This window comes from Neobacillus drentensis (assembly GCF_036962765.1).
Classification (GTDB): domain Bacteria; phylum Bacillota; class Bacilli; order Bacillales; family Cytobacillaceae; genus Neobacillus; species Neobacillus drentensis_C.
The window spans coordinates 1003-27301 of sequence record NZ_JBALOS010000158.1; the positions used below are offsets into that span (position 1 = coordinate 1003).

Consider the following 26299-nt stretch of genomic DNA (forward strand, 5'->3'; position numbering starts at 1 on the left):
CTTTAACGTAAAAATGACGAATGGTCAGAAGAAAACATTATTGGATTACGAGGGTAAGCCATTACTTATTGTGAATACTGCCAGTAAATGCGGTTTGACACCCCAATTTAAAGGACTTCAGGAATTATACGAAAAATACAATGAGCAAGGACTAGAGATTTTAGGCTTCCCTTGTGATCAATTCAACAATCAAGAATTCGCCAATATTGAAGAAACCACTCAGTTTTGCCAATTAAACTATGGGGTAAGCTTTCCAATATTTGCGAAAATCGATGTAAATGGCACTAATGCCGATCCTTTATTTACTTATTTAAAAAACCAAAAACCAGGAGCACTTACCAAAAATATCAAATGGAATTTCACAAAATTCCTAGTCGACCAAAATGGTCAGGTGATCGAACGCTATGCACCTACAACTGAACCAAGCAGAATGGAGAAAGATATAAAAAGATTATTGTCATAATTATTTAAAGTAAGGTGATCATCTTGGAAGACTTTACGTTATTAAAAAATCAACTTTGCTTTGCCGTTTATGAAACAGCAAGTGAATTCAATAAGTTATATACTAGTGCGCTTCAACCATACTGCTTAACCTATCCCCAGTACTTGGTTCTACTAGCATTATGGGAAAAAGATGGTGTTACAGTTAAAGACTTAGGGGAAAAATTGAGCTTAGGTACTGGAACATTGACTCCAATGCTGACAAGAATGGAAGCAAATGGATGGCTAAGAAAAGAACGTTCAAAGGCTGATGAACGAAGAGTCTATATCCATTTAGAAACGAAAGCATTGGAAGAAAAACAGGCGATTACAAAAACGATAAGTAAAAAAATTCAATCCTGTCATATCGAACTCGAGGAATATGAACAGTTAATGGAGCGATTGAATCATTTGCATAGTAAGTTGAAAAACGAGAACAATATTATTAACTAAGTCACTAATAAAAAACAACACTCATTTGTTCAGTGTTGTTTTTTGTATTAATTTTAATAAATCGAAGATATTTTCCTAATGGTCGGTTGGTCTTTAAAAGTATGGGCTGGATATTGATAGACTGATGGATTTCGGATACAGAGCTGCTCCCATGCGTGGACACATTCAGGGTCAAAATGGCTTCCTTTGTTGTCTGTGATGAACTTCATGGCTTCAGCATGCTCCCATGCCTTACGGTAAGAACGTTCTGAAGTCAGCGCATCATATACGTCCACAACCGCCATTATTCTCGCGAAGTATGGGATGTTTTTCCCTTTTAATTTGTCCGGATACCCGCTTCCATCCCATTTTTCATGGTGTGAACGGATAATGCCTAACTCTTCCTTCATAAACCCAAGTCCTCTGCACATTTCATACCCATCGATAGGATGCCTTTCGATCAGCCTCCTTTCATCAGGCGAGAGTTTTCCTGGTTTATTAAGGATTGGATCTGGGACACTGATTTTCCCAACATCATGAACGAGTCCCCCTTGAACAATGGCACGTTGTTGTTCAGGGTTCAGATGTAGTTCTTCAGCAAGTTTTAGCGCATACATCGTTACCCTGAAGGTATGTCCAGCTGTATAAGCGTCTTTCTTGTCAGTTGCGGTTACCAGAGCTTTGACACTTGGGCCGATACTATTTGTTATTCGCTCAATAGGATCGTTCGTAAACAAGGACCGGATTGATTCTGATAATGTCCCTTTAACCGCATACTGCTTAACTAATCCAATCATCATGACAATCATGGCGGCTAGTAATAAAAAATGATATATCCACCAACTAAAACTCCATAACACCCCTCTGACCATAATCAGCTGCGAGACCAATAACCAGCCTGAGCTGTATACAATTGCAAGCTGTAATGGAAATCGTGTAAACCTGTAGGATTGATAATAGCGATAAATTGTTACACCATTTAACAATAGGGTTACACAGGTCAAAATGATATTTAAAGGCTTAGAATTTAGCGGAAGAAAATGAACAATATGATCGTTCATCATTAACATTAGACAAACAACACTTAAGGCAACCGTCCATACGGGAACTAGGTACCCCTGCACTCTTGTAAAAAATTCAACAATCGGGTTGTCAGAAGGAATGGATGATAAATATATCCAAAACGTTGCCAATATCATGCTTAATTGGGCCGCAATCCCAGGCAGATCGCTGATGCCAAGGATGAAATGTGGAGTTGAAAGTCCATGGATTGAAAACATTATACCGAGCGATAAAAATGATAAGGAGAGAAAACTAATTTTAATATTCCGGATTCTTCTACCAGCAACCCCTACCGCAATCGCGAAAATACTTGCCAGTATCGACACAAGGCTAACCATATAAAAGTGCCCTTTCGGCATACTGATAACCCAATCCTTAAATAAACCTGAATGAAAGACTTCGAAAACAAAATAAGGAAATACCACAGCCAGCAAAGGCCCTAGAAAGCTGTATTTTTTCATATTACTCCCCCAAAAGTACCAGTAAAATGGTTAATACATATATAACAATCTATATAGTATATTCTGAACTTACTGGAATATTTGGCAATCTTAGAGTATAGGTAAATATTAACTTAAGTAAAAGAAATTCCTAGTAGCTATCCCTCTATTAATATCATTATTAATAAATGCCAGTAACAAAAACCTGATTGCCCCATTGCAATCAGGTTTTCCGGTCAAATATTTTAAATGGTTCGTCCAACTAGGAGATTACCATTTATATTCAATCATCATTGTAATCTTAAACAAGACCTGTCACCAAGTATACACCAATGATAAAGAAAGCCGCGATGGTTTTAATAATGGTAACAGCGAAAATATCGCGATAGGATTGCTTATGCGTTAATCCTGTAATTGCTAGTAAGGTAATTACGGCTCCGTTATGTGGCAGTGTATCCATACCACCTGATGCCATGGAAATAACTCGGTGCATAACTTCGAGCGGAATACCGAATTGAGTTGCTAGTTCAATATATTTATCTGCCATAATTCCAAGGGAAATGGCTATACCCGCTGAAGCAGATCCAGAGATAGCCGAAAGAACATTTGTTGTAACCGCTCCATTTAATAATGGATTCGTAAATAATTTAGCAATCCCATCTCTCGCAATTGTGAAACCAGGCAGGTTTGAAATAACTGCTCCAAAACCATATTCTGTTGCAGAGTTCATGATGGCTAATAATGCACCCGCAATACCAACACTCATGCCATCTTTAAAGTTCATCACAATTGGTTTCCGATTGTACAAGATTGTAGTAAGAATACCAAAAATAAGGGCAATTTCAACAGACCAAATACCGACAACTTGAGAAGTTTCAATGTTTGGAAAATTCAAGTCAATCTTAGAAAAGTCAAATCCGTTAGGATACCATTTTGGAATCAACGTGGTTAACACTTTATTTAATACACCAACAAGGACAACGGGAACAAAAGCCAAGATTTTTCGACCAATACTTTCTGTTTGGTCCAAGTCCATTTCGATTTGTTTTTCTTTTATTGTACCGAAGCAGTCGTAACCCTCTCCTGCTTTTTCTGCTTTTTTGCGACGTGAATTTAAATATAACATTCCGAATATGAAGATAAAAATAGCTCCGATAATCCCAAGAGTTGGGGCTGCATAAAGGTTTGTTTTGAAAAAAGTTGTTGGGATAACATTTTGCACCTGAGGTGATCCAGGTAGTGAATCCATTGTAAAGGTAAAGGATCCAAGAGCGATCGTACCAGGAATTAAACGTTTAGGAATATTAGACTGTCTGAATAAGTTAGCTGCAAATGGATAAACCGCAAAAGCAACAACCACTAAACTTATGCCACTATAAGTTAGAATGGCACACAATAAAACAATAACTAACATCGCACGTTTACGTCCAACTAACTGTATAAGGGTAGTAGCTATCGAACGAGCTAATCCTGACATTTCAACAACTTTACCAAAAATAGCTCCTAACAAGAAAATAGGAAAGTAAAGTTTAATATATTCAACCATTTTTCCCATAAACACATTAGAGAAAAACGGGAGAACCCAATCTGGGTTTGTTAATAATACGGCAAATAATGCACATAATGGTGCAAACATAATAACGGAAAATCCCCGGTATGCAATAAACATTAACATACCGAGTGCTAATAATATAATAACTAATTCCATAAAAATTTCTCCTCTAATCCCTAAGATGTAAATTCCTGCTAAGATGAAAATAAGACGGTCTCACTCTTCTTAATAGGTTAAAACGCTTACACCAGCTGTATAAATATAAATTAATCTTTGCAAATAAGACAGTTAAAGGAAGAGGGAACAAAATAGTCCCATCTTTCTTTAACTCTATCAATCTACTAGCGGTTGAATATTTTAGGCTAAAACTATTTTTGATTTGTTTTTAGCAATTTCTGCCGCAACTTCAACAATCATATCCTCTTGACCACCGACCACTTTACGCTTACCTAATTCTATTAAGATATCTCGTGAATCTACACCAAATTTTGTAGCAGCACGTTTTGCATGAAGCGCAAAGCTAGAGTAAACACCGGCATATCCCAATGTTAAGCTATCTTTTGTGATTTCTTGTGGAACTTGTAAAAGAGGTGCCACAATATCTTCGGCTAAGTCCATCATTTTATATAACTCTATCCCAGTTTTAATTCCCATTCGTTCACAAACTGCGACTAGTACTTCTGTTTGTGTATTACCTGCACCAGCACCTAGACAACGAACACTACCATCGATTCGTGTTGCTCCTTCTTCAATGGCAGCAAGTGTATTGGCCATGGCAAGTGATAGATTGTTATGACCATGAAAACCAACATTAACACCGATAGATTGTTTAAGTGCCCGAATCCGTTCGCGAACTTGGTCAGGGAGTAAGTAACCTGCAGAGTCAACCACATATACCGTGTCTGCTCCATAGCTTTCCATTAGCTTTGCCTGTTCTACTAATTTATTAACAGGTGCCATATGGTTCATCATTAAGAATCCTACAGTTTCCATCCCTAATTCTTTAGCATAGGCAATGTGTTGTGGAGCGACATCGGCTTCCGTAACATGTGTGGCAATACGTGCCATTTTAGCACCTAAATTCGCTGCTTCCTTCAATTCATGTAAAGTACCGATACCAGGCAAGAGCAGCACAGCAATCTTTGATTGATCTGCAACAGAAACTGCTGCTTCAATTAATTCCATTTCATTTGTACGTGAAAGTCCATATTGTAAGGAGGATCCTGCTAAACCATCTCCATGAGATACTTCAATAAAAGGAACATTTGCATCATTTAAAGCTTTTGCTACTTTAAGTACTTGATCAACTGTAAATTGATGGTTGATGGCATGGCTTCCATCGCGTAAGGCTACCTCTGTGATAAGAATATCTCGTTCATTTGTCATTGTAATTTCCCCCTTCTACAGCTTAAACTGTTTCTTTCGTTAATAGTTTTTTAGCAAACGCTTCGGCAATTTTAACTCCGGCAGATGTCATAATATCTAGGTTTCCTGCGTATTTAGGCAGGTAATCTCCAGCACCTTCTACCTCAAGGAAAATGGTTACTTTATTTCCATCGAAAATAGGTTCGGTACGAACGCGATAACCTGGAACATAAGATTGAACCACTCTAACCATTTCCTCAATCGATTTTCTAATGGCTTCTTCGTCCATCGTTCCTTCTTCTACAAGTGTATAAACGGTATCCCGCATGATAATCGGAGGTTCTGCAGGGTTTAAGATAATAATCGCTTTTCCTCTTTTAGCACCGCCAACCTCCTCAATCGCACGTGAAGTTGTTTCCGTAAATTCATCGATATTTGCACGTGTTCCAGGTCCTGCACTCAAGCTCGCAATCGTAGCCACGATTTCTGCATATTCTACTGGTGCAACTCGGTTTACTGCATGGACCATTGGAATTGTCGCCTGACCACCACAGGTAATCAAATTGATATTATCATTTTCTAAATGTTCATCAATATTAACGGCAGCGCATACATATGGGCCTACTGCGGCAGGAGTCATATCAATTACTTTTATTCCTGCTTCTTTTAACACCTTTGCATTATAAAGATGTGCTTTGGCTGAAGTTGCATCAAAAACGATGTCAGCTTTTAACGATGGGTCTGCAAGGAAACCATCGATTCCTGTATCAACCCCTGCATACCCTAATTCTCTTGCCCGGCGTAATCCATCTGATTGCGGGTCAATCCCAATAACAGCAGTTAATTCTAAAATTTCCGACCTACCAAGTTTGATCATTAAATCTGTACCAATGTTCCCTGAGCCAAGAACGGCAACTTTTACTTTTGACAAGATAATTCTCCTCCTAAAATTTATGGTTTTATTTATTTTCTCTCTAGTTATCTATAAGGTGCTTTTACCTTTGTAGCCTAAACCACTTGAAATCTCTGCTGCTGCTCTTTTAATTCCTGCTATTACCTGAGGAAGCCGATTTTCATCAAGCCTCATTTTAGGTGCAGCACAGCTTATTGAAGCGATTACATTTCCTTGATGATTAAAAATGGGGGCAGCTATACATTTCAGCCCTAACTCAATTTCCTCATCGTCGACCGCATAGCCTAACTCTCGGATGGAATGTAGTTGTTCTTTAATCTCCTCAATATTTGTCATCGTGAATTTTGTGAACGATTCCAAATTGATTGAGGATAAGATTCTATTTGCCTCATTTTCATTTATGTGTGCAAGGATTGCCTTCCCTACTCCTGTACTATGAAAAGGCGCTCTTTTTCCAATATGAGAATAAATGGTAAGGGCACTATGTCCTTCTACCTTCTCAATGTAAACAAGTTCATCACGTTGTAACGAAACTAAGTGAACGGTTTCATTTAGTTCATCAACTAACTCTCTTATAATAGGTCTTGCAATTTTCCCAATATCGAGATGTTTTCCGAAAAAATTGCCAAGTTCAAAAAGCTTGATCCCAGGCATATATTTCAAATCCTCTTGATTTTGTTGAAGATACCCTCTATGTTCAAGGGTTTTGATAATACCGTGGGCTGTACTTTTTGATAAATTTAGATGCTCACTAATCTCCTTAATACTTAGTTCTGGTTTAGTAACTAAAAATAATTCAAGGATATCTGCAGCTCTTTCAACAGACTGAATTAAACGATCTGACACAACCATCCTCCTTACGTTCGATATTATCGAATGACGTTCGTAAATACAATTAATAATCTAATAGTAACTCTGGTTCATTATTCTGTCAATAATTTAGGCGGTTTATCTATTTGTTTTTATTTAGCTTAGGAAATATCCAAAAAAAAGCCTGATTTCCTATAGAAATCAGACTCTTCTTAAATAATCTCAAATTGTTTAAACCCCGTTATATCGGGGATAAAATCTAATGTTTTATCATTAAAATAATGGCACTCACCATTGTCAATGATGAAATGCAGATTGTTCATTTTAATTTGATAATCATTAGGCTGAATAGAATCTTCGAATCTCAATCTCACTTTCATAAAGCAACTTTTACGCATTTGCAGCCGAATAAATTGTTTTGAGTGTTCAAATTTCAACCTATTTTGTAGTTCTGATTTTGCATTTTCAGTTAATGTAAACACGAACCCATCCCCATTTGTTTATTAAGTCAAGCCTACTCCCTATTATTTAGAGAAAAAAATTCCTCTAACCCTCATACGCTTGCTTTAATGTTATGTACCACAATAGGTACGGTAAGGCAAGGTTGATAGCTCAGGAAGTGTACAGTATTCAGTCTGTTCAAATGAATGGGCATATGGGTTTGAAAGTACATCAAGCAGCCGCTCCATTACGCTGTAGTCTTCTTGATTCACGGCAGCATCTAAGGCCGCCTCCACCCGGTGATTCCGAGGAATGACCGCTGGATTACTGCTTTGCATTAACTGCTGTGAGCTGGCTTTCGATTCCGTTTGTCTACCTAACCGCGCTTGCCATTGCTCATACCACACCTTAAATTCCGGGGCTGCCATTAAGACTGTATCCTCGGGTTTTTCAAATGTTAAGTCACGGAAGGTATTGGTATAGTCTGCCTGATATTTCTTCATCAGATTAAGAAGATCTTCTACAAGCAATTCATCCTGCTTCTCTTCGTTAAAAAGCCCCAGTTTGGCTCTCATTCCCGCGAGCCAATTGCTTTGATACAACCCCATATATTGTGAAATCTCATCCTGTGCCAGTTTGACAGCCTGTTCCTGATTATCATCCAATAGCGGCAAAAGGGTTTCAGCAAAACGCGCCAGATTCCATCCAGCAATATAAGGCTGATTGCCATAAGCATAGCGGCCTTCCCTGTCAATAGAACTGAATACTATTGCTGGGTCATAAGTATCCATAAAGGCACACGGACCATAATCGATCGTTTCTCCACTAATCGTCATGTTGTCTGTATTCATTACACCATGGATAAATCCTACTAGTTGCCACTTGGCAACTAGTGCAGCCTGACGTTTAATCACTTCCTGAAGCAGCGCAAGATAGCGATTCTCATCCATGTCAACGTCTGGATAATGACGCTTGAGTGTATAATCAGCCAGATCCTTAAGTTCTTCAATCGTGCCCCATTTAGCAACATATTGAAAGGTACCAACGCGCAGATGACTGGCAGCCACACGGGTCAAAATTGCACCAGGAAGAGCAGTTTCGCGGAGAACAACCTCTCCTGTTGTCACAACTGCTAAACTACGGGTGGTTGGGATCCCAAGTGCATGCATGGCTTCGCTGATGATGTATTCGCGCAGCATCGGTCCAAGCGCCGCGCGGCCATCACCTCCGCGGGAGTACGGCGTTCTACCTGGACCCTTGAGTTGAATATCAAATCGTTCCCCTTTTGGAGTGATTTGTTCTCCAAGCAAAATGGCCCGGCCATCTCCTAATTTCGTAAAATGTCCAAATTGATGCCCAGCATAAGCTTGGGCTAGAGGCTTTGCCCCATCAGGGATCTGGTTGCCAGCAAACACAGCCGTTCCATATTCACTGTCGAGTTCCTGGTCATTCAAACCTAAGGAGGCTGCCAGCGGATTATTAAAAATAATCAACTTGGGTGAGAGGACCGGGGTTGGGTCAGTGCTGGTAAAAAATGAGTCAGGCAGACGGGCATAACTGTTATCAAAGTTCCAGTCTATTTCTTTTCTTTCTGTTGCCATCGTATCCCCCTTTTCTTTTTTCTCAGTTTTTCATTTATTGTCATTAAGATTCCCTATATTTTAATGCTAATCCTTTTAAGAAATTCCTCGCAAATTTATCCCCGCACTCTTTATAATTTTTATGCCCTTCTTTCCTTAATAAAGCACCTAGTTCTCCTTTTGTTACCTTTATTCCTGCTATTTCGAATATCTCCAGCATATCCTCAGTGTTTAATGCCAGCGCTATTTTTACTTTCTTCAACAAGAGATTATTAACATTGACACTTTTCTTTAATGCCGGTTCTGGTGTATCCGACTGTCCTGGTTTGGGTTCTTGTTTCCCTCTTTTAAAAATAATAAAGCCATTTAAAAATGAGTCTAACATACTGTTATTACACTTTATTTGATCTTCAAATTCAGCGTCATCATCTGATTTTGTTAGAATCTTTATCACCTCAGGGACCGTCACTTCGACGCCTCCTAGGTTAAATATTTCTGCCATTTCTTTATTTTTTATTTCTAGTGCATATCTCAATCGAATTAATATATCATTATTATCCATCTATAAATCTCCTTTAAATTGATGCTCCATTTTATACTGTCATTTTCCAACTAGATAAAGCTAACCAGTTCTCTCTCTCCTCATAATCGGGTAGTATTTTACCAACAAGGCGCCAAAAGGAACGATCATGATTCAGATGGACCATGTGGCACATTTCGTGAACGACTACATAGTCGATCACCCTCTGTGGTGCCATCGCCAGCTTCCAATTGAAGGTTAACTGCTGCCTGGAATCACAAGTTCCCCAGTTGCTGTTATTATCTGAAATACGTATAGACCGTGGTTTAATTTTAAAATGTTTTTGATAGGAACGAGTACTCCTCTCTACTAACGCTTTACATTGCTGATAATAAAACCGTTTTAATGCTTGCATTATTTTTTCATCCTCAAGTTGTTTCACATATATATTTAACTTATCCGCTTCAAAGACTACATAGTCTTGCTTGATAGTTATATCTTGTAAAACCTGAATGGGATATTCGTTTCCTAAATAAAGAAAGATCTCACCATGATCATAGACCTTCACCTTTTTCCCAAGAAATCTATCCTTCATTTCATTGGATTTTTTCTGGACCCAATCCCATTTTTCCTCCATTAATAGAAGAACATGTTCATCGGATGTCCCTTTTGGAGCTTGGACTTCCACATTACCATAGACATCTATAGTAATGCCCATCGATGTACGCTTTTTATAAACGATCTCAAAACTAATGGTTTGACCTAAATAATTATGTATCATCTAATCACCTTTATATGACATTAGATAAATTATAACGCAATAAAATTAGATTTGGTCCGCCAAAAGAAATTCCTTGTATTATGAAGGAAGTTTTAATTGTACATCAGAACAATCTGATTTGCTAAGTAGCTTGGACTATAAAGTGTCCCTTCTTGTAACCACCATGATACGATGCCAAGTGTCGATGAAGCAATGATCTCATTGGGCACCTGAAATGACCGCCCCCTCGCTTTTCTATCATCAGCCCAAAAAGTAACGATATCTAATAGTATACTAAATACTCTTTTGCGAAAATCCTTGTTCTCGAGCATCACATTGTAGAGCCCAGCATTTTGATAAAAATGCTCTAGAAATGAGACAAGACGACTCTTAGGTGCTGTGTTTTCTTTGATAATGGACTGATTATCCATCTCGGAGGTAGATTTCATCGTCCTTGTCAACTCTTCAAGAATTTCCTTGGTCATTTGCTCCATTAAATCATCAATATCCTGATAATGTAAGTAGAAAGTCGCACGGTTTAATTCAGCTCGATCCGCAATTGTTTGAACTGTCAATTTGCTTTTATCGTCGGTTTCCTGAATCAATGATATGAGTGCATCTTTAAACATTCTTTTTGTACGTTTAATTCGAGGATCCACCTTTATCTTCTTGGTGTTAGACATCATATCCACCCTTCGTCAATCATTTAGTATTTTTTCGACACATATTCAATAAATCGTCTAGTAGTCAACATTTATCGTAAAAATGCAAATGGATATTTACAATATTATCATGGTAGGATTTACTTTATTGACACATTATCAATTAAACAACTCATTGTCAATTAGATATACCATTATGAAAGGAACGTGTAATAGACTATGGATCAATCTAATCAACAAGTAAAAAAAGGGCTTCTTCTATTTGTCTTACTATTAGGCTCATTTCTATCCGTTCTGAATCAGACGATATTAAATGTTGCTTTACCAGATTTGATGAAGCAATTTGAGGTTTCGGCAACAACCATTCAATGGCTGTCAACGGGCTTTATGTTAGTGAATGGCATTTTAATTCCGGTGACTGCCTTTTTAATGAAACGTTTTAGCACTCGGCAACTTTTCATTAGCTCAATGATTCTATTGTTAGTGGGTACTTTCATAAACGCCATTGCACCAAACTTCGGTTATTTATTAACAGGGCGACTGATTCAAGCCGCAGGAGCCGGTATTATTATGCCTCTGTTAATGATGGTAGTACTCGTTGTGTTTCCTGTGGAAGGCCGTGGAACTGCCATGGGATTGATCGGGCTTGTGATGATATTCGCACCGGCAATCGGGCCTACATTGGCAGGAATCATTATCGAACATTTCTCATGGCGATGGATCTTTATCGGAATGGTCCCACTGGTGGCCATCGTGATTGCTTTGTCGATAAAATACCTCGTTAACGTTTCAGAAACTTCCAGTGCAAAAGTTGACATAATTGGTGTATTTCTCTCTACCATTGGGTTCGGAGGTATGCTTTATGGGTTTAGCAGTGCGGGTACAAACGGATGGGGAAGCCCGGCGGTGTTATCTTGGTTAATTGGCGGTGTTATCTTCATTATACTCTTCTGCTGGCGCCAGTTAACTTCAATTGATCCTATGCTGGACCTCCGCGTCACTAAAGCCATAAACAGCCCTCTATTTACAGTCTTTACCTAGATGTACTCAAGTAAGATGGGATCTAATAACTCCTAGTTAAAACCGTAAAATCGATAAAGCGAAAAAAACGATTAATAAACTTCCCCCTCCCCGTTAGCTGAAAAAGACCTTTTAACATTCAAGATAAAAAATGGTAGTTGTTGATAAGAAAATTTTCCACGAATGAAAAACACACTGAAATTTAACTTCCAGTGTGTTTACTTTTGCTATTCTTCACTTTGTGAATACCACAGCACGAGCGTCCCTATTTCTGGTTCTTAGATAACTTGGATGTTACTGATCCTGCCTGTTTCTCAGGTTTTTTAGCTTTTAGGTTGGATGCCCAGGATACTCGAGACTCATACCTTTGACTACCTTCCTTTACGACTAGGCCTTGTAAACGATCTTTGTTCTTTTCAAGGGATTCCTCTAGTGATAGCAGTCGTCGGGCAGGGAAGGATAAGCCCGCTAGAATTGTTGTTATAGTAGGATCGGTTTCTGAGAAATATGTCCCTTCGAATAATTGTAAAGGTTCTCCAATCACTTCAAAGATAGATGGTACATTAATTAGCTTAGACATATTCTCTGGTCCTTCATAGATTATACCAGCTCGAATTACGCCGGTTGATTCAACAGGACAGAATATGGAGTGAACCCAAGATTGGTGGATTTCATTAGATGCGTCAGACGTTGTCTTAGCGTCTGTGATCGTAGCTGATGATATTAACGTTACTCCTCTTGTGTTAAGAATATTCAGTAGGTCCATCTCATCAAAGTTACCATAAAAAGAACTCTTTTGCGTTACTTGCAGTATCTTGTTAATTGCCTCCATGACTTGAAGATTAGAAGAAAGGTAGATCTGATGTTTGCTGGATTGTGGGTTAATCTTGCGCATCTGATCATTGTCTACAAGGAATACAGAAGAAATAGCTTCAATTTTGGAAATCTCTTCAATACATTCAGAAGCATTGATTCGGTTTCCTGCTAACACGTTTCGTTCAGGTAAAATAGCAATAGCACCAATGTCGATGCCAGGCAACTGGTCTAATAACAGCTCAATTAATAGAGGGCTCATACCTGATCCAGTACCACCGTCAGTAGAGAAGGCCACCAATAACAGCCTTATGTTCTTAAAGGCCCCTTTTACAAAGTCAATCATCTCTCGATAATGTTCATTAACAGCTCTTAATCCTATGGATCTATCTTGACCAGCACCATTATATCCAGGGACAAAATACTTCTTTTCCACCCTCGTGTTTACTGCCCCATCACGTTGGTTAGTGTTGATCAAGGCTGTTTGAAAGCCCAAGGTTGTTGCTATCTCAGCTAAATTACCACCTGCTTGACCTACACCCAAGATTCCTATTGTTTTCAACAGATCGCCTCCTTATCTTATTATGATAATACTCAAGTTTTATGAATTTAGACTTTTTCATTTTAAAAATGAATGAAAAGCTGGAGAAAAACATTGGTATTGCGTATCCCCATTCCAAAAAAAATGGAATCCCAAAGGTACTTTTGTAAAATGGTTAGGGTTGGAAATCCTATGATGCAATTGAAAATTGAGTACTTTAGCGTACTTTTAAAGTAATTCATCTAAACTCGTCAGCCCTGTAAGGATCATAGGCTGCCAGTATTGACAACGAGAGTAAATATTCTGATTTTGAAAGGTGTTTTTGATAATTTTCCCACATCTTTAAGTATTGAATTAAAACAGATATGCGAGTAAACTAATAAAATTACTGACCAGAAAGAAGAAGTCTAAATTGAAAAAGCTAATACTAATGTTTGCTGCAATCATTATTGTAAATTCTATCGGACACCACCCAAAAGGAGGGTATAAGGACCTAAGGAGATCTCGACCAAAATTTTTTAATATTCCTAAGCAAACTAATCTGCCCCTTTAGCAACTTAAAAAGCCTAGAGATAATTCTAGGCTTTAAACTCATTAATTAATTCTCATCCAATGAGGGATCAACAAAATCAAATTCGATTTTATTATTGAAAGCATCCTGCAATTCCTTTTTCTCAACAAAGACACCATTCGTTTTGGCAATAAATACATTCGCCTTCAATCTGTCCTTCATATCTCCATTTCCATTCCTCATAATCTCTGTCCAAAAGCGCTTTGTTTCCGTTATATCTGCTATAAATTCAATATCCAATTGTTCATTCTATAAAAAAATCTCTCTGCTATGCAGGGAGATTTCTTGTAAACACACGGCCATATTTGTTATTTATTTCTTTAAGACAAGTGCTGAACAGCACTCTACATGTCCAGAGTGTATGTGTCAACCCATGAGGTGCTGCTGGTGAGTTGAAATTATGGAAGGTTATCCTGCCGTCATGTGATTCTAACAGTCAAGGTAAATTTTAGCCGGGATTTCTTAATTGAAATATTTTACGAAGGGGCGTATTCTATGAAAGTTATGGTTTTATAAGATATGGGAGATGGGGCTCTATACGTCTACAGTCTATGCGCCAGTCATTTAGTTCAATTAAACTGAGGGAGAAAAGATTATGAATTTAAAATGGTTATTAATGATGGCAGGTTTAATCATCATTTGGGGTGTTTCCTGGCCAATTTATAAGCTTGCATTGGTATTTACACCTCCTTTGCTTTTTGCAGGGATGAGGTGTTTGTTGGGCGGCGTGCTCCTAGGTGCAATCATTTGGAAAACACGTGCCCGCATTCAATGGCGAAAGAATTGGAAAATATATGTCGTTACCGGCACTTTAAATATTGCTTTGTTCTATGGGTTGCAAACCGAGGGGCTTAAATTAGTACCATCTGGTTTATTCTCTGTAATTGTCTATTTTCAACCTATTTTAGTAGGCCTTCTTGCTTGGCTATGGTTAGGTGAATCGATGACCATAACTAAAGTACTCGGACTTATTCTAGGTTTTCTTGGAGTCATTTCTGTCAGCGCAGAAGGATTTTCAGGCCATGTTTCCATTTTAGGGATTATTTTCGGATTATTATCAGCACTGTCCTGGGCATTAGGTACAGTTTACACCAAAAAAAATGCTCACTCGGTTGATTCGCTTTGGATGGTAGCTTTCCAGTGTTTAATTGGGGGATTTGTTCTAATGATTGCCGGACTTTCGTCTGAAAAGTGGACTAGTATTGTTTGGAATGACACGTTTTTATGGGGTCTTTCATTTGGTACGATTCTGGGAATTGCGCTATCATGGATTCTCTACGTCATACTTGTGAAAACAGGGGATGCGAGTGTTGTGGCAACATTTACATTCTTAGTTCCAATGCTCGCAGTTGTCATAGGGACCGTATTTTTGAATGAACCCTTTACAAAACTCTTATTTTTAGGAATTATACTGATTGTTGCCAGTATCTATCTCGTAAATAAGAAGCAAAAGCAGACGGCGAAACAGGTTGTTGTTCAAGGGGAAATTGGAACTTAAAACTTTAAAGGATTGCCCCTCATTTTTTTCTTTTTAATATTCACACATTTTAAAGCCAGAAATAAAAAGGATAGATGAGCAGAATAATATGCTCTATCTATCCTTTTTGCATTACATATTACTACATTTACTCAACAACAATATCAGCTTACTGGTGCACGAAAGTCATCCGTTAGTGAAAGAATAACAGAAAGCTTCTCCCACATTTCCTTCTTTTTGAATCTAATCACTACCATAATATACCTGTGAAATACTAATCAAAAAGAGATGTACCAAGACGAACAATCCAGGATGGATTTTCTTCTAATTTGTCTTCTTCCTTTAACCCCTTAAGTATGGCAACCCATTTGCCTCCTTTTTGACCAGTTTCTACCTTTTGTTTCTGAATCTTTCCTTTTTTTTGTACATATACATAGGTCGATTTTCCAAAGCCCATGATGCTCGTTTCAGGAACTGCTAGCAACTGCTTTGACTGCACTACTACGTCTAGCATGGTATTGTAGCCAGGATATAGGCCCTTTTGTGAATCTAGACTTGCTTTAAAGGAATAGGATGGAATAGTTTCTTGTTGTGTATCTTTATCCTTATTTGCAGTTGTTTTATATGTAGGATAATCACTAACCTCTGAAATTTTCCCTTTCCATTTCTTATTGGCTACTACTTTAGAAGTTACTGTAATAGATTGGCCTGATGTAATTTTTGCTTTTTCTGCTTCTGTTAGCTTTCCTTCAATTTGAAACGGATCATTTGAAGCGATTTGCATGATTGCTAGTTGCTGATTTTCTTTTGCTCGAAAACCTTGACCTACATTTTGGTTCAGGTTTGATATTACACCTGCAGTGTTGCTGATGACAGTTAATGTTTCGAGCTCAGATTTTAGCTTTTCTGCCTGCAACGTATATTTTTCTACTTTTAGTTCTGCTGCACGGAGCTCAGCTTTTGCTTTATTTAGTTCAGCTTGAAGTGACTGGATCGTGATAGCTTTAGTAGCTATGTTAGCTGTATCAACTGCATCAGTTGTATTGGTTGTATTGGTTGTATCAGTTGTATTAGTTGTATTAGTTGTATCAGTTGTATTAGTTGTATCAGTTGTAGAGGTTGACTCAGCTTCTCGTATATCCTGCTCTAATGAAGTGATTTGCTCTTTCATCTGAGTAACACTTGTTTCTGCTAGCTTTTTATTTACTTCTGCTTGTCCTAGCTCAGCCGCGACTGTTGAGCCTTCATAAGAAAAGAGCTTTTGTCCTTTTGTAACAGTTTCTCCTTCTTTTACAAAAATTTCCTGTACAGATCCTTTTGTTACATTTAAATAAATCGTTTCAGCATGACTTTGTACAACACGACCTGACACTGTTTTTGTTTTAGTAAAATTTTTTTCTGTTGGATTTATTAACACTAACGGCTTAGATTTACTTTTTTTAACTTCTATTACAGCTATGCTTAACATCACAGAAATGAATAAAAGAACAAGGATCCCAAGTAAAATCCATTTCTTCCGCCTCGAGGTACGTACTTGTTCATTTTCTACACCTATTCTTTTTGCTGTTTCCATAAACCTACCCCTTACTTAATAGATATATAGCGAATATTGCAATAAAGTGTTGAATCCAACTACTAGTATCTATTGTCCATTTTTTAATCGAAAGTTTCAAGGAGTAATTTTTAGATGATAAATCGTACTAAAAAGAGGCCTCCTAAAAAGAAGGCCCCCTCACACCTATTAATATAATAAATATTTCTCACGAACCTCGTTAAATTCATCTAAATCGTCCTGCCATGCAGCTTTTATTTCTTCAATAGATTTGCCAGCTTCAATATCAGCACGGATCGAACCATTACCGACAAGGTTATCAAAGAAGGAGATTCCTGCTGCATTTGGCGCTCTGAATTGGAAATTGTTTGGATACATATCATGGATCGTTTTTACAATATATAATCCAGTTTCAAACGGCTTATAGGCATTTCGGTCTGTAACATGAATTTGAATTCCATGGCTTAAAACATTCGCATGCTTCGAGAAGCTCGGTATAAACGAAGCTGCTCGGAATGTGACACCAGGTAATTTGTAAGAGTTTAACTTGGCAGCCAAGTTGTCGCTATTAATGAACGGTGCTCCAATTAATTCAAATGGCTTTGTTGTTCCTCGTCCCTCCGAAACATTTGTTCCTTCAATGAGGGCAGCCCCTGGGTAGACGACAGCAGTTTCCAAGGTTGGCATGTTTGGTGATGGAAGTACGAATTCTAATGGCGAATCATCGTAATACATGTTTCGCTTCCATCCTTCCATTTCCACTACCGTTAAATCGGCTCCAATACCAAATTCGCTATTGAAAAGCTTAGCTAATTCCCCGACGGTCATCCCGTGGCGAACAGGGATCGGATATTCACCGATGAACGAAGAGTACTTATCCTCGAGCACAGGTCCTTCGACTTTTGTCCCGCTGATTGGATTCGGGCGGTCAAGAACGATAATTGGAATATTGTTCTCTTTTGCTGCTTCCATCGCTAGTGCCATGGTGTAAATATAGGTGTAAAAACGCGTCCCCACATCTTGGATATCAAATAATAATACATCGACAATGCTAAGCATTTCAGGTGTCGGCTTTTTTGTCTTACCATATAGACTGTAAACAGGAAGTTGTGTTTTTTCATCCGTATATTGTTCAACATACTGACCTGCTTGTGCACTTCCTCGAACACCATGCTCAGGACCATAAAGAGCAGTCAGGTTCACATCGGGGTTATTGAAGAGTAAATCTACGATACTCGTAACGTTCTGATCGACTCCGGTTGGATTGGTGATCAAACCTACGCGTTTACCTTTAATCAAATCAATTTGATCCTGCAACAAAACCTCTACACCCAAACGGAATTTTTCATTCTTCTTCTCTTTATCTTTCTTTGCAACAGCTGCTGAAACGGTCGAAAGAAGTAGAACGAGAGCCAATAAACCTGTAAGCCATTTTTTCAAAAGTACCCCTCCTCTTTTGATCTATCAAAGTTTAGGGAAAATAGCCATACTCGATTAGAAGCAGTCACAACTAAATTCCCCTTTATCTATCCCCTACTTAGTATCCTAACCCATGATCAAATCCAAATAAAACACTGCCATCATGGTTGTAAATTGTTACTGGAAGTTTTCCAGTTGGATTGTTTTCACCAAAAATTGTGTTTGCTGTTGCTTCAAAGCTCGCTGGTCTAAAACCAAATTGAACAAGATAGGCATCTACATCCGTATAAGACATAACGTCATATGGATTTCTAGCCCCAACAGCAATGACAGGTACACCAGTCTCGATGAGTTGTCTTGTCATCACCATTTGACTAGCATCGTTGGCTCTGCCTCCAACACTTGAGGTGTAGGTTCCAACAATGATGTATTTCGCATTCTTCACTTGTGCTAATTGTGTAGCATTAAGTGAACCTGAAGCATTGATATAAATTGCGCCAGGATGGTGTTTTTGGACCTCAGCTGCAAGGAGATTCATGGAGAAAGTTGAAGCACCAACCACAACAATCTTATCATCAGGAGAAACATTAAGTGGAAGCACATCATTATTTTTTACAAGCGTAATTGATTTTTCTGCTGCTTCTTTTTCAACTGCTTTATGTTCAGGTGAACCTACTACTTGAATAGCATTCGCAACCTTTTCATCAAGACTCTTTTCTACTTCTGCCTTAACAATACTTCTATTTAATTTCAGGGTTAATATCCGCTCTACTGACTGCTCAAGTCTTTCTTCTGAGATATCGCCAGAGTTGACTGAATCATAAAGTCCATTTGCCACCGCTTGGATTCCAACAGGCATTAATAGGACATCTGCACCTGCTTTTACAGCACGGATAGCGGCATCAACGGATCCAAAGTGATCAGCAATCGCACCCATATTCATTGCATCAGTAACGATTACTCCCTTAAAGCCCATTTCTTCGCGCATTAAACCCGTTAATATCTTGTGGGAAAGCGTACCTGGTACAGAGACTTCTGTTCCGTCCTTTTTAGAAATTGCTTTTGTATCATCAATTTTCGGGAACGTCACGTGTGCTGACATAATCGCATCAATACCAGCATCCATTGCCTGTTGGAATGGATATAATTCTACTTTCTTCAAACGATCAAGATCATGAGGTACTGCTGGAAGTCCTACATGGGAATCAACCGCAGTATCACCATGACCTGGAAAATGCTTAGCAGTTGCAGCTGTTCCCGTTTCATGAAGTCCTTTAATATAAGCATTACCTAATTTTCCAACTAACTCAGGATTCTCACTGAAAGAACGAACACCGATTACCGGATTATCTGGATTGTTGTTTACATCCAGCACAGGTCCAAAATTCATATTAATCCCAAGGGCGTTTAGCTCTTCGCCAATAGCTTTACCAACCTTTTCAGCGGTTTCTTCAGAGCGTGTTGCACCAAGTGCCATATTTCCTGGCATGTCGGTACCAGTTTGCAGACGTGTAACGATTCCACCTTCTTGGTCAATGGAAATTAACAGTCCGTACTTTTCCGCAGATTCTTGATAGGCACTGACTAACTTAGTTGTTTGATCAGCTGTCACCGTATTTTCACGGAATAAAATCACACCACCAAGATGATAATCCTTTACAAGGTTGGCAATTTCGTCGTTCATTACCGTGACATTTTTGCCATTCCAATTTCTAAAGTCAGGCATTAGCATTTGTCCGACTTTTTCTTCCATTGACATGTGATCGATGGCATTGCCGATAAGGTCATAACGTGCGCCTTTTTCTTTTTCAACAAGGATTTTGTTTTGATTTCCCTTGAATTGTATTGAAATTCTGTCGCTATTGCTGTCATCGCTGACAGAGATAAACGTTGTACCATTGTGACCAGATAAAGTTACTTCTCCATCTTTAGATATAGAGGCAACATTCTTATTAGAAGAATTCCATTTTAAGTTCTCAGACGCCAGCATAAAGTGGCCATCCTCATAAACATGAAGTGCGTTTAAATCAAGTTTGTTATCCCTTACTTCCCTTGTAACCTGTGGAACATTGAGATCAATCACTAAATCCGCGATTCCTGAAGCTGCTGTTGCTCCTGAAAACGGAATCCCTGTCAACACGAGTGCAAGTGCTAAAAACGAGGTCATAAATGTCTTTAAAAATTTTCGCATGTTTCTCCTCCTCAAGTTATTCTTTTTTAATAGTCCCTTAGTTCCCATTCATTTTTTGCAAAAGAAAGTGCATCTCCAGAATCAAGTTTTGGATTCTGAATATACCAGCCGCGGGAATTTGTAGAACTATCGGTTCGATAGACAAACCGTAATTTCGTCGAATCACTAGGTATATCCAATTCTTTCTTTTCCCAACCATTGCTTGTGCCTGTTAATTGAGCAAGCTGGTGCCAACTGCCATCTCTAAAAATCTCTACGGATCCGATATCCCATACATTCTCAATCATGTGCCATGTGGAGAACGTGAGTGTGGTACCCTTGGATAATTGAAGATCAACTTCCATTACTCGGTTTAGCTTGTCGCCGTACCCTGCAAACCAAGCAACACTCTTACCAGGAATCGAGACAGGAATCGAATCAGCTACATTTCTAGCAAATAAGCGACGGGTTTGATTCATTGACCCCATATTTCTTGACGGATGGACACGGTTGGTCAGTAAAATCGCTACTGTTTTATTGTTCGGGCTTATTACAATCGAAGTTCCTGTATACCCCGTATGGCCAAAAGAGTATGTACCTTCTGATAAAGCATCCATATACCAGCCCTGGCCTAGCTCCCAGCCAAGGCCATGGTCATTCCCAGGGAATGCGGCGTTCTGATTTTGCAGCAGCAACTGTACCGTTTCCGGTTTCAGGATTCTTTTGCCACCATACTTGCCTTCATTAATAAAAATATGGGCAAGCTTAGCAAGGTCATTTGCAGTTGAGAACACACCGGCATGTCCGGCAACCCCATCCAATGACCAAGCATTCTCATCATGAACTTCTCCCCAGACGAGACCACGATTTGGTGTTGACTGGTATTCAGTCGCAGCAATTCGATTTTTCAAAGAAGCTGGCGGATTGTACATCGTATCCTTCATCCCTAAAGGTTCTGTGATGTGCTCCCGGACGAATTCATCCTGGCGCTGGCCGGACAGGTGCTCAACTAACATTCCTAACGTAATCATGTTTAAATCACTGTATTCGTAAGTCGTACCGGGTGCATTTTTCAAAGGTTGGTTTAATACCAGCTTCAGCCTATCTTCTCTTGAATTCCCTTTTGAATATAAAGGAATCCAGGAGACAAATCCGGATGTGTGGGTTAACAACTGGCGAATCGTTACGTTTTCTTTCCCGTTTGCAGCAAATTCTGGAATATGTTTTGCCACCGGATCATCAAGATTGAATAATCCTTTTTCAAAAAGAATCATCACGGCCGTAGCAGTGAAAATCTTGCTGATAGACGCCAAGTCAAAAATCGTGTCGTTTTCCATAGGAATTGGATTTTCCATTTCGGTAAACTTACCATCGGTGTATTGAGCCGAATAGCCATAAGCGTCATGTTTCACAATTTTCCCAGCTCTCGCTACAAATGTGACAGCGCCTGGCATTAATTTTTGTGAAATTGCTTGGTTCATAATTTGATCGATTTGCTGGAGTGGAGCTTCCACCATTCCGGCTCCTCGTGCAGAGCTTGGGTGAAGTACGCTCGAAACAGGGATGACAGTCGAATTCCATGTAAAGACAGGGTGTGGTTTCTTTGATGGGAATGTGAGTTTTCCTTGCTTTTCAATCGTTGGATCATCAGGAAGGTCATTGTTGGCAAATACTGTTGATGTGCCTAGTAGCATAGTACAAACTGCTGTAATCATAAACGTTTTTCTTTTCATACGTCCTCCTTTAAACAATTGAATGAATTGTAGGCGGGTCTCCCCTATGTATACCAAGATACTGGCAACGCTTACAACTTATAGCAAAAGCATATAGGTAATGGTGTATAGTAGTCTATACCACATAAGTCCCATAACGGACATTTCTACAGGTAAAAAGGATTACGTCAATGGAATTATTTTTTAAAATTTATTACAAAAACGTGAAATTTTATTTCAGAATTCAGCGGATTTGAGATAATTCTCTAAAAGATTACCAAATATTGAGGACATGGTAAGGTTAATTCCCCCCTCCTATTTTAAAAGAAGTATTTTATGAAATTTAAAATGGTCACAGGTATAAGGACTAGCACTGCACAATTAGAAAACACAAATTATTTCAATTGTTTAATAAAATGGGATATACACAAAAAGAACCCCCGGTAATCTATTCGGGGGTCTAGGTAGTTATTTTTTACAAACGGCCACATAATACTTTTTATTCCTTCAATACTAGTAGTGAACAGCACTCCACATGTGCCGTATGCGGGAACATGTCCACAGGTTGGATATATTTTATTTCGTATTTCGCACTTAAAGTCTGAATGTCCTTCGCCAATGTCGATGGGTTACATGAGATGTAAATGAGCTTTTTGGGCTCTGCCTGAAGGATGGTTTGGATTAACTGCGCATCGAGGCCTGTTCTTGGTGGATCGACTACAATGACATCGGGCTTCCAACCCTTTTTGACCCATTTAGGAAGGACTTCCTCTGCTTTTCCAGGCACATATTTTGTATTGTTAAATCCGTGGCGTTTTGCGTTTTTCTTCGCATCCTCGATCGATTCTGTGATGACGTCCATCCCACGGACTTCTCCAGCCTGGTCAGCGAGCCATAGACCAATTGTCCCTACTCCACAATAGGCGTCAACTACTTTTTCTTGACCAGTCAGAGCTGCTGCTTTTTTCACTTCATTATAAAGCTTTACCGTCTGAACAGGATTCAACTGGAAGAAGGTCCTTGCTGAAAGCTCGAACTGTAAGTCTCCTAATGTTTCTTGGATGTAATCTTCACCCGCTAACGGAAGTGTTTCCTCTCCAAAAATAAGGGATGTTTTTTGCCCATTGATGTTCTGGACAATGGATTTTACATTCGGGAGACGCTTTTGGATTTCCTGAATGATAATCTCTATCTTAGGTAATTCTTTTTGCGTTGTAATGAGGACGATTTGCAACTCACCTGTTTGGATGCCGACACGCGTGACAATGGTACGAACAATACCTTTTCTGGATTTTTCATTATAAATCGGAATTTTTAATTCCTCTAGTATCCGTTTAACAGCAGAGGTTGCTTCATTTGTTTGCGCATGCTGGACGGCACATTCGTCAATGTTAATTAATTGATGAGAATTTAGTCCGTATAATCCAGCTAGTACCTTGCCATCAATAGCCTTGACTTGAAAACTGCTCTTGTTTCTATAGCCCCATGGGTCTTCCATTCCCATCGTTTCGCGGATATCGAGTTTGCTGATGTCCAATTTGGTATGGCGCTCAAGTGATTGAAGGATAATATCACGTTTTTCCTTCAGTTGTTGGTCGTATTTCAGGTGCTGCAATTGACATCCACCGCATTGATCATATACTGGGCAAAGCGGCTGTACACGATGGGGGGATTTAATGCGGATTTTCTTGATTTTTGCCTCAGCAAATTTCGGGTTAATCTTCGTCGCCTCTACAACAACTTCTTCACCCGGTAGGGCACCTGGTACAAAGACGACCTGCTTTTTAAAATAACCGACGCCTTCCCCATTAATCCCTAACCGTTTGATCGTGAGCGGAAAGGTTTGATTCAGTTCAATTTTTATATTTTGATCAGTTTTCATCTATTTCACTCCAAAGTATTCCATACATTCATATAGATAGTTTCATTTTAATTTTCCCCGTATTATAGCATGATTCACTCAGAAAAACCGAATTTCATCAGAAATTCGGTTTTAGCATTTTTTTCTTAGGAAAATCGTCAAGGCTTTTAAACTTATAGCCTTTTTTCTTTAAGTCTTGAATTGCTTTTTCCAGGGCATCGGCATTGTCCTTTGAGACAGTGTGTAATAGTAGTATACAGCCCGGATGGACCTGCCTCATGATATTGTCGTAGGAATATTGCCAGCCTCTTTGCGAATTCACATGCCAATCGACGAAAGCGAGTGACCAGAAGACATGCGTGAAGCCCTCTTCTTTCGCAATTTGCATCGTTCGCTCACTAAATACCCCCCGAGGCGGACGAAGATATTTCATTTCCTTTTGACCAGTAAGTTCCTTTGTTTTTACGCGGACTTTTTCAAGTTCCTCACGAATACGTTGGTCACTAACAGCTGTCAAATCAGGGTGATGCCAGGAATGATTACCGACAATATGTCCTTCCTTTACCATCCTCTTCACTAAATCTCCTGCCGAAAGCAAGTAATGGCCCGTGACAAAAAAAGTGGCAGGTACTTTTTCTTTTTTTAATACATCAAGAACCTGAGGGGTAAACCCTTGTTCATATCCGTTGTCAAAAGTAAGGTATAAAGTCTTAGAAGTCGGATCACTTTTATAAAAAGCTCCGTATTTTTCAATTAATTGATCAAGCTCAGGTCCTGCTTCTGCTTGCTGCTCATTTACCCCTTTTTTAAACCCCCAATGAATCGGCTGATTAGATACTGCCGCATATGTACTCTGAGGAATGAATAAGAGCAGCATACAGAGGACGCACAATAATCGTTTCATCCATGTTCCCCCTATTTTTTTGTTTAAGAGTAGTGTTTGTTTTTTGGAGGGGAAACATGATTGGATATAAAAGGAAATGGTGGTTGGTGGTAGATTCGGCCTCTTTTTGTGCCCGTATGGGGAAAGTTTAGTTTTGGTAGGAAAGAGGTGGTTGTTCTCGAAGATGGCAAGTGAAGAAATTTACGTATTTCTGGGTTGCTAAATGATGGTTTTTTCAGCAAAAAGTAATCGTTAATGCCATTTAAATAAGCATCCTTTGAAAATAAAAGGCATTCGGGACAAATCCATTTCGATCTTTTATAGTCCATTGGGATGTATAAACATCTTGGACATTGCACTCCTGTGATTAGTTCGTCATCTGCAATTTGAAAAAAGTTAAGGATATCAATTTTTTGAGGAGTGTGTAGTTTTATTAAAAGATTAATCACTTGATTTAACGCCTTCTGATTTAACCTTTTTTCATTGTACGTCTCCTCTAATTCATCTATCTNNCTCTTATGACTTTCTTTTCGGCCTCTATATAGCCTTGATTGATAATGATTTCAGTAGAGGGTTTGCAAACTGCAACAAAATTTTCAATCGGGATGCAGGGTATTTTATTATGGTCAAATAAATGTCTTAATAAAATTTTGTGTCGGTTTACTTGGGCTATTGGATTCTCATAAATTTCTCTAATGTCTCCATATTCATGAATCATTTGGTTTTTTTCGAATCGTAACCTCCCTGAATGATTTTTAGCATCGAGCGTTACTATTAATTTTGGAGAAAGTAGAAGAGCGTCAATTTGGAAGAAAGTATTTCCCATGGGGAGGCGGAGACCGTAAAAAATGTGATACTTGTGTTCCGGAATTTGTTCTAGATAATATTTTATTGTTTTTTCTCCATTGTATCCATATCTTAAAATTCTAATTTTGGCCTTTATATCCTGCATCTTTCTGTGATTTTCTACTATCCTTCTTTCTAAAGCTTCAACTTGAAGTAAGAAGGTCGGTGGAGTGAGTTCCATTTCAATCAAATTTTATTCCTCCTTCGTATTTATTAGTATATCTTCAATAAAAATTTGGAAGCTCCTACTCTTTTTCAGTAGTCATTATGAAATTTGTGTGTCTATTTGGATTATGGGGAAATTCCTTAGGAAAAATAATGGGGGAAACTGCACTAATTCCAATTCCTTATCTCATAGTGTATTGGACATACTACATATGTTCCAACTCTTATTACAACCTTCTCGAAACTTACGAC

The 26299-nt window shown here is 38.7% G+C and carries 22 protein-coding genes and 1 pseudogene; 4 read left to right on the forward strand and 19 right to left on the reverse strand.

Going from position 1 to position 26299, the window contains the following annotated elements:
• The coding region (locus V7137_RS19375; RefSeq protein WP_335699589.1) for a glutathione peroxidase at window positions 1-463 on the forward strand (463 nt) is incomplete at its 5' end.
• Between the two features lie 23 nt (window positions 464-486).
• Complete coding sequence (locus V7137_RS19380) at window positions 487-933, forward strand: MarR family winged helix-turn-helix transcriptional regulator (protein ID WP_335699590.1); 447 nt, start codon at window positions 487-489, stop codon at window positions 931-933.
• A gap of 53 nt (window positions 934-986) precedes the next feature.
• Here V7137_RS19380 and V7137_RS19385 read toward each other — a convergent pair whose 3' ends face one another.
• From V7137_RS19385 to V7137_RS19430, 10 genes are all read right to left on the reverse strand, one after another.
• The gene (locus V7137_RS19385; protein WP_335699591.1) at window positions 987-2435 is read right to left on the reverse strand and encodes an HD-GYP domain-containing protein; all 1449 of its coding nucleotides are present in this window, start codon (window positions 2433-2435) and stop codon (window positions 987-989) included.
• Between the two features lie 280 nt (window positions 2436-2715).
• Window positions 2716-4122: a GntP family permease gene (locus V7137_RS19390; RefSeq protein WP_335699592.1), complete on the reverse strand. Its 1407-nt coding sequence runs from the start codon at window positions 4120-4122 to the stop codon at window positions 2716-2718.
• Window positions 4123-4323: 201 nt separating this feature from the next.
• Window positions 4324-5352 (reverse strand): 4-hydroxy-2-oxovalerate aldolase, encoded by a 1029-nt coding sequence (dmpG, locus tag V7137_RS19395; RefSeq protein ID WP_335699593.1) that lies wholly within the window; start codon window positions 5350-5352, stop codon window positions 4324-4326.
• Between the two features lie 22 nt (window positions 5353-5374).
• Window positions 5375-6262, reverse strand: a complete 888-nt coding sequence (locus V7137_RS19400; protein ID WP_335699594.1) for an acetaldehyde dehydrogenase (acetylating) — start codon at window positions 6260-6262, stop codon at window positions 5375-5377.
• Window positions 6263-6313: 51 nt separating this feature from the next.
• Window positions 6314-7090, reverse strand: coding sequence for an IclR family transcriptional regulator (locus V7137_RS19405; protein ID WP_335699595.1), 777 nt, complete (start codon window positions 7088-7090; stop codon window positions 6314-6316).
• A gap of 176 nt (window positions 7091-7266) precedes the next feature.
• Entirely contained in the window at window positions 7267-7536 is a 270-nt protein-coding gene (locus tag V7137_RS19410) for an iron-sulfur cluster biosynthesis family protein (RefSeq protein WP_335699596.1), read from the reverse strand.
• Between the two features lie 90 nt (window positions 7537-7626).
• Complete coding sequence (locus V7137_RS19415) at window positions 7627-9096, reverse strand: protein adenylyltransferase SelO (RefSeq protein ID WP_335699597.1); 1470 nt, start codon at window positions 9094-9096, stop codon at window positions 7627-7629.
• 43 nt (window positions 9097-9139) lie between these two features.
• A complete protein-coding gene (locus tag V7137_RS19420; protein WP_335699598.1) occupies window positions 9140-9637 on the reverse strand; it encodes a DUF1456 family protein in 498 nt (165 codons plus the stop codon).
• A gap of 31 nt (window positions 9638-9668) precedes the next feature.
• Window positions 9669-10376, reverse strand: a complete 708-nt coding sequence (locus V7137_RS19425; protein ID WP_335699599.1) for a M48 family metallopeptidase — start codon at window positions 10374-10376, stop codon at window positions 9669-9671.
• A gap of 92 nt (window positions 10377-10468) precedes the next feature.
• On the reverse strand, window positions 10469-11038 hold the full coding sequence (locus V7137_RS19430; RefSeq protein ID WP_335699600.1) for a TetR/AcrR family transcriptional regulator: 570 nt from the start codon (window positions 11036-11038) through the stop codon (window positions 10469-10471).
• 198 nt (window positions 11039-11236) lie between these two features.
• Here V7137_RS19430 and V7137_RS19435 point away from each other — a divergent pair.
• Window positions 11237-12022 (forward strand): annotated as a pseudogene (locus tag V7137_RS19435) (DHA2 family efflux MFS transporter permease subunit); the annotation flags it as partial.
• Between the two features lie 280 nt (window positions 12023-12302).
• On the opposite strand, the gene V7137_RS19440 reads toward V7137_RS19435, so the two are convergent.
• A complete protein-coding gene (locus V7137_RS19440; protein ID WP_335699601.1) occupies window positions 12303-13412 on the reverse strand; it encodes a cell division protein FtsZ in 1110 nt (369 codons plus the stop codon).
• Window positions 13413-13989: 577 nt separating this feature from the next.
• Window positions 13990-14202, reverse strand: coding sequence for a hypothetical protein (locus V7137_RS19445; RefSeq protein ID WP_335699602.1), 213 nt, complete (start codon window positions 14200-14202; stop codon window positions 13990-13992).
• Window positions 14203-14557: 355 nt separating this feature from the next.
• On the opposite strand from V7137_RS19445, the gene V7137_RS19450 reads away from it, so the two are divergent.
• Entirely contained in the window at window positions 14558-15460 is a 903-nt protein-coding gene (locus V7137_RS19450; RefSeq protein ID WP_335699603.1) for a DMT family transporter, read from the forward strand.
• A 253-nt stretch (window positions 15461-15713) separates the two neighbouring features.
• Here V7137_RS19450 and V7137_RS19455 read toward each other — a convergent pair whose 3' ends face one another.
• The 7 genes from V7137_RS19455 to V7137_RS19485 all read right to left on the reverse strand — a co-directional run bounded on the left by V7137_RS19455 (window position 15714) and on the right by V7137_RS19485 (window position 26063).
• Window positions 15714-17012, reverse strand: a complete 1299-nt coding sequence (locus tag V7137_RS19455; RefSeq protein WP_335699604.1) for an efflux RND transporter periplasmic adaptor subunit — start codon at window positions 17010-17012, stop codon at window positions 15714-15716.
• A 168-nt stretch (window positions 17013-17180) separates the two neighbouring features.
• Window positions 17181-18431: an exo-beta-N-acetylmuramidase NamZ family protein gene (locus V7137_RS19460; protein WP_335699605.1), complete on the reverse strand. Its 1251-nt coding sequence runs from the start codon at window positions 18429-18431 to the stop codon at window positions 17181-17183.
• A gap of 97 nt (window positions 18432-18528) precedes the next feature.
• The gene (locus V7137_RS19465; RefSeq protein ID WP_335699606.1) at window positions 18529-20601 is read right to left on the reverse strand and encodes a glycoside hydrolase family 3 protein; all 2073 of its coding nucleotides are present in this window, start codon (window positions 20599-20601) and stop codon (window positions 18529-18531) included.
• Window positions 20602-20627: 26 nt separating this feature from the next.
• Window positions 20628-22313: a serine hydrolase gene (locus V7137_RS19470; protein WP_335699607.1), complete on the reverse strand. Its 1686-nt coding sequence runs from the start codon at window positions 22311-22313 to the stop codon at window positions 20628-20630.
• Window positions 22314-22791: 478 nt separating this feature from the next.
• Complete coding sequence (gene rlmD, locus V7137_RS19475; protein ID WP_335699608.1) at window positions 22792-24174, reverse strand: 23S rRNA (uracil(1939)-C(5))-methyltransferase RlmD; 1383 nt, start codon at window positions 24172-24174, stop codon at window positions 22792-22794.
• A gap of 97 nt (window positions 24175-24271) precedes the next feature.
• Window positions 24272-25057 (reverse strand): delta-lactam-biosynthetic de-N-acetylase, encoded by a 786-nt coding sequence (pdaA, locus tag V7137_RS19480; protein WP_335699609.1) that lies wholly within the window; start codon window positions 25055-25057, stop codon window positions 24272-24274.
• Between the two features lie 484 nt (window positions 25058-25541).
• Window positions 25542-26063: a nuclease-related domain-containing protein gene (locus V7137_RS19485; RefSeq protein ID WP_335699610.1), complete on the reverse strand. Its 522-nt coding sequence runs from the start codon at window positions 26061-26063 to the stop codon at window positions 25542-25544.
• Window positions 26064-26299 lie beyond the last annotated feature (236 nt).

Coding starts and splice junctions, on each gene's coding strand:
- V7137_RS19385 (WP_335699591.1), bottom strand. CDS start 2,435: ATGAAAAAATACAGCTTTCTAGGGCCTTTGCTGGCTGTGGTATTTCCT.
- V7137_RS19390 (WP_335699592.1), bottom strand. CDS start 4,122: ATGGAATTAGTTATTATATTATTAGCACTCGGTATGTTAATGTTTATT.
- dmpG (WP_335699593.1), bottom strand. CDS start 5,352: ATGACAAATGAACGAGATATTCTTATCACAGAGGTAGCCTTACGCGAT.
- V7137_RS19415 (WP_335699597.1), bottom strand. CDS start 9,096: ATGGCAACAGAAAGAAAAGAAATAGACTGGAACTTTGATAACAGTTAT.
- V7137_RS19420 (WP_335699598.1), bottom strand. CDS start 9,637: ATGGATAATAATGATATATTAATTCGATTGAGATATGCACTAGAAATA.
- V7137_RS19425 (WP_335699599.1), bottom strand. CDS start 10,376: ATGATACATAATTATTTAGGTCAAACCATTAGTTTTGAGATCGTTTAT.
- V7137_RS19430 (WP_335699600.1), bottom strand. CDS start 11,038: ATGTCTAACACCAAGAAGATAAAGGTGGATCCTCGAATTAAACGTACA.
- V7137_RS19450 (WP_335699603.1), top strand. CDS start 14,558: ATGAATTTAAAATGGTTATTAATGATGGCAGGTTTAATCATCATTTGG.
- V7137_RS19455 (WP_335699604.1), bottom strand. CDS start 17,012: ATGGAAACAGCAAAAAGAATAGGTGTAGAAAATGAACAAGTACGTACC.
- V7137_RS19465 (WP_335699606.1), bottom strand. CDS start 20,601: ATGCGAAAATTTTTAAAGACATTTATGACCTCGTTTTTAGCACTTGCA.
- V7137_RS19470 (WP_335699607.1), bottom strand. CDS start 22,313: ATGAAAAGAAAAACGTTTATGATTACAGCAGTTTGTACTATGCTACTA.
- rlmD (WP_335699608.1), bottom strand. CDS start 24,174: ATGAAAACTGATCAAAATATAAAAATTGAACTGAATCAAACCTTTCCG.
- pdaA (WP_335699609.1), bottom strand. CDS start 25,057: ATGAAACGATTATTGTGCGTCCTCTGTATGCTGCTCTTATTCATTCCT.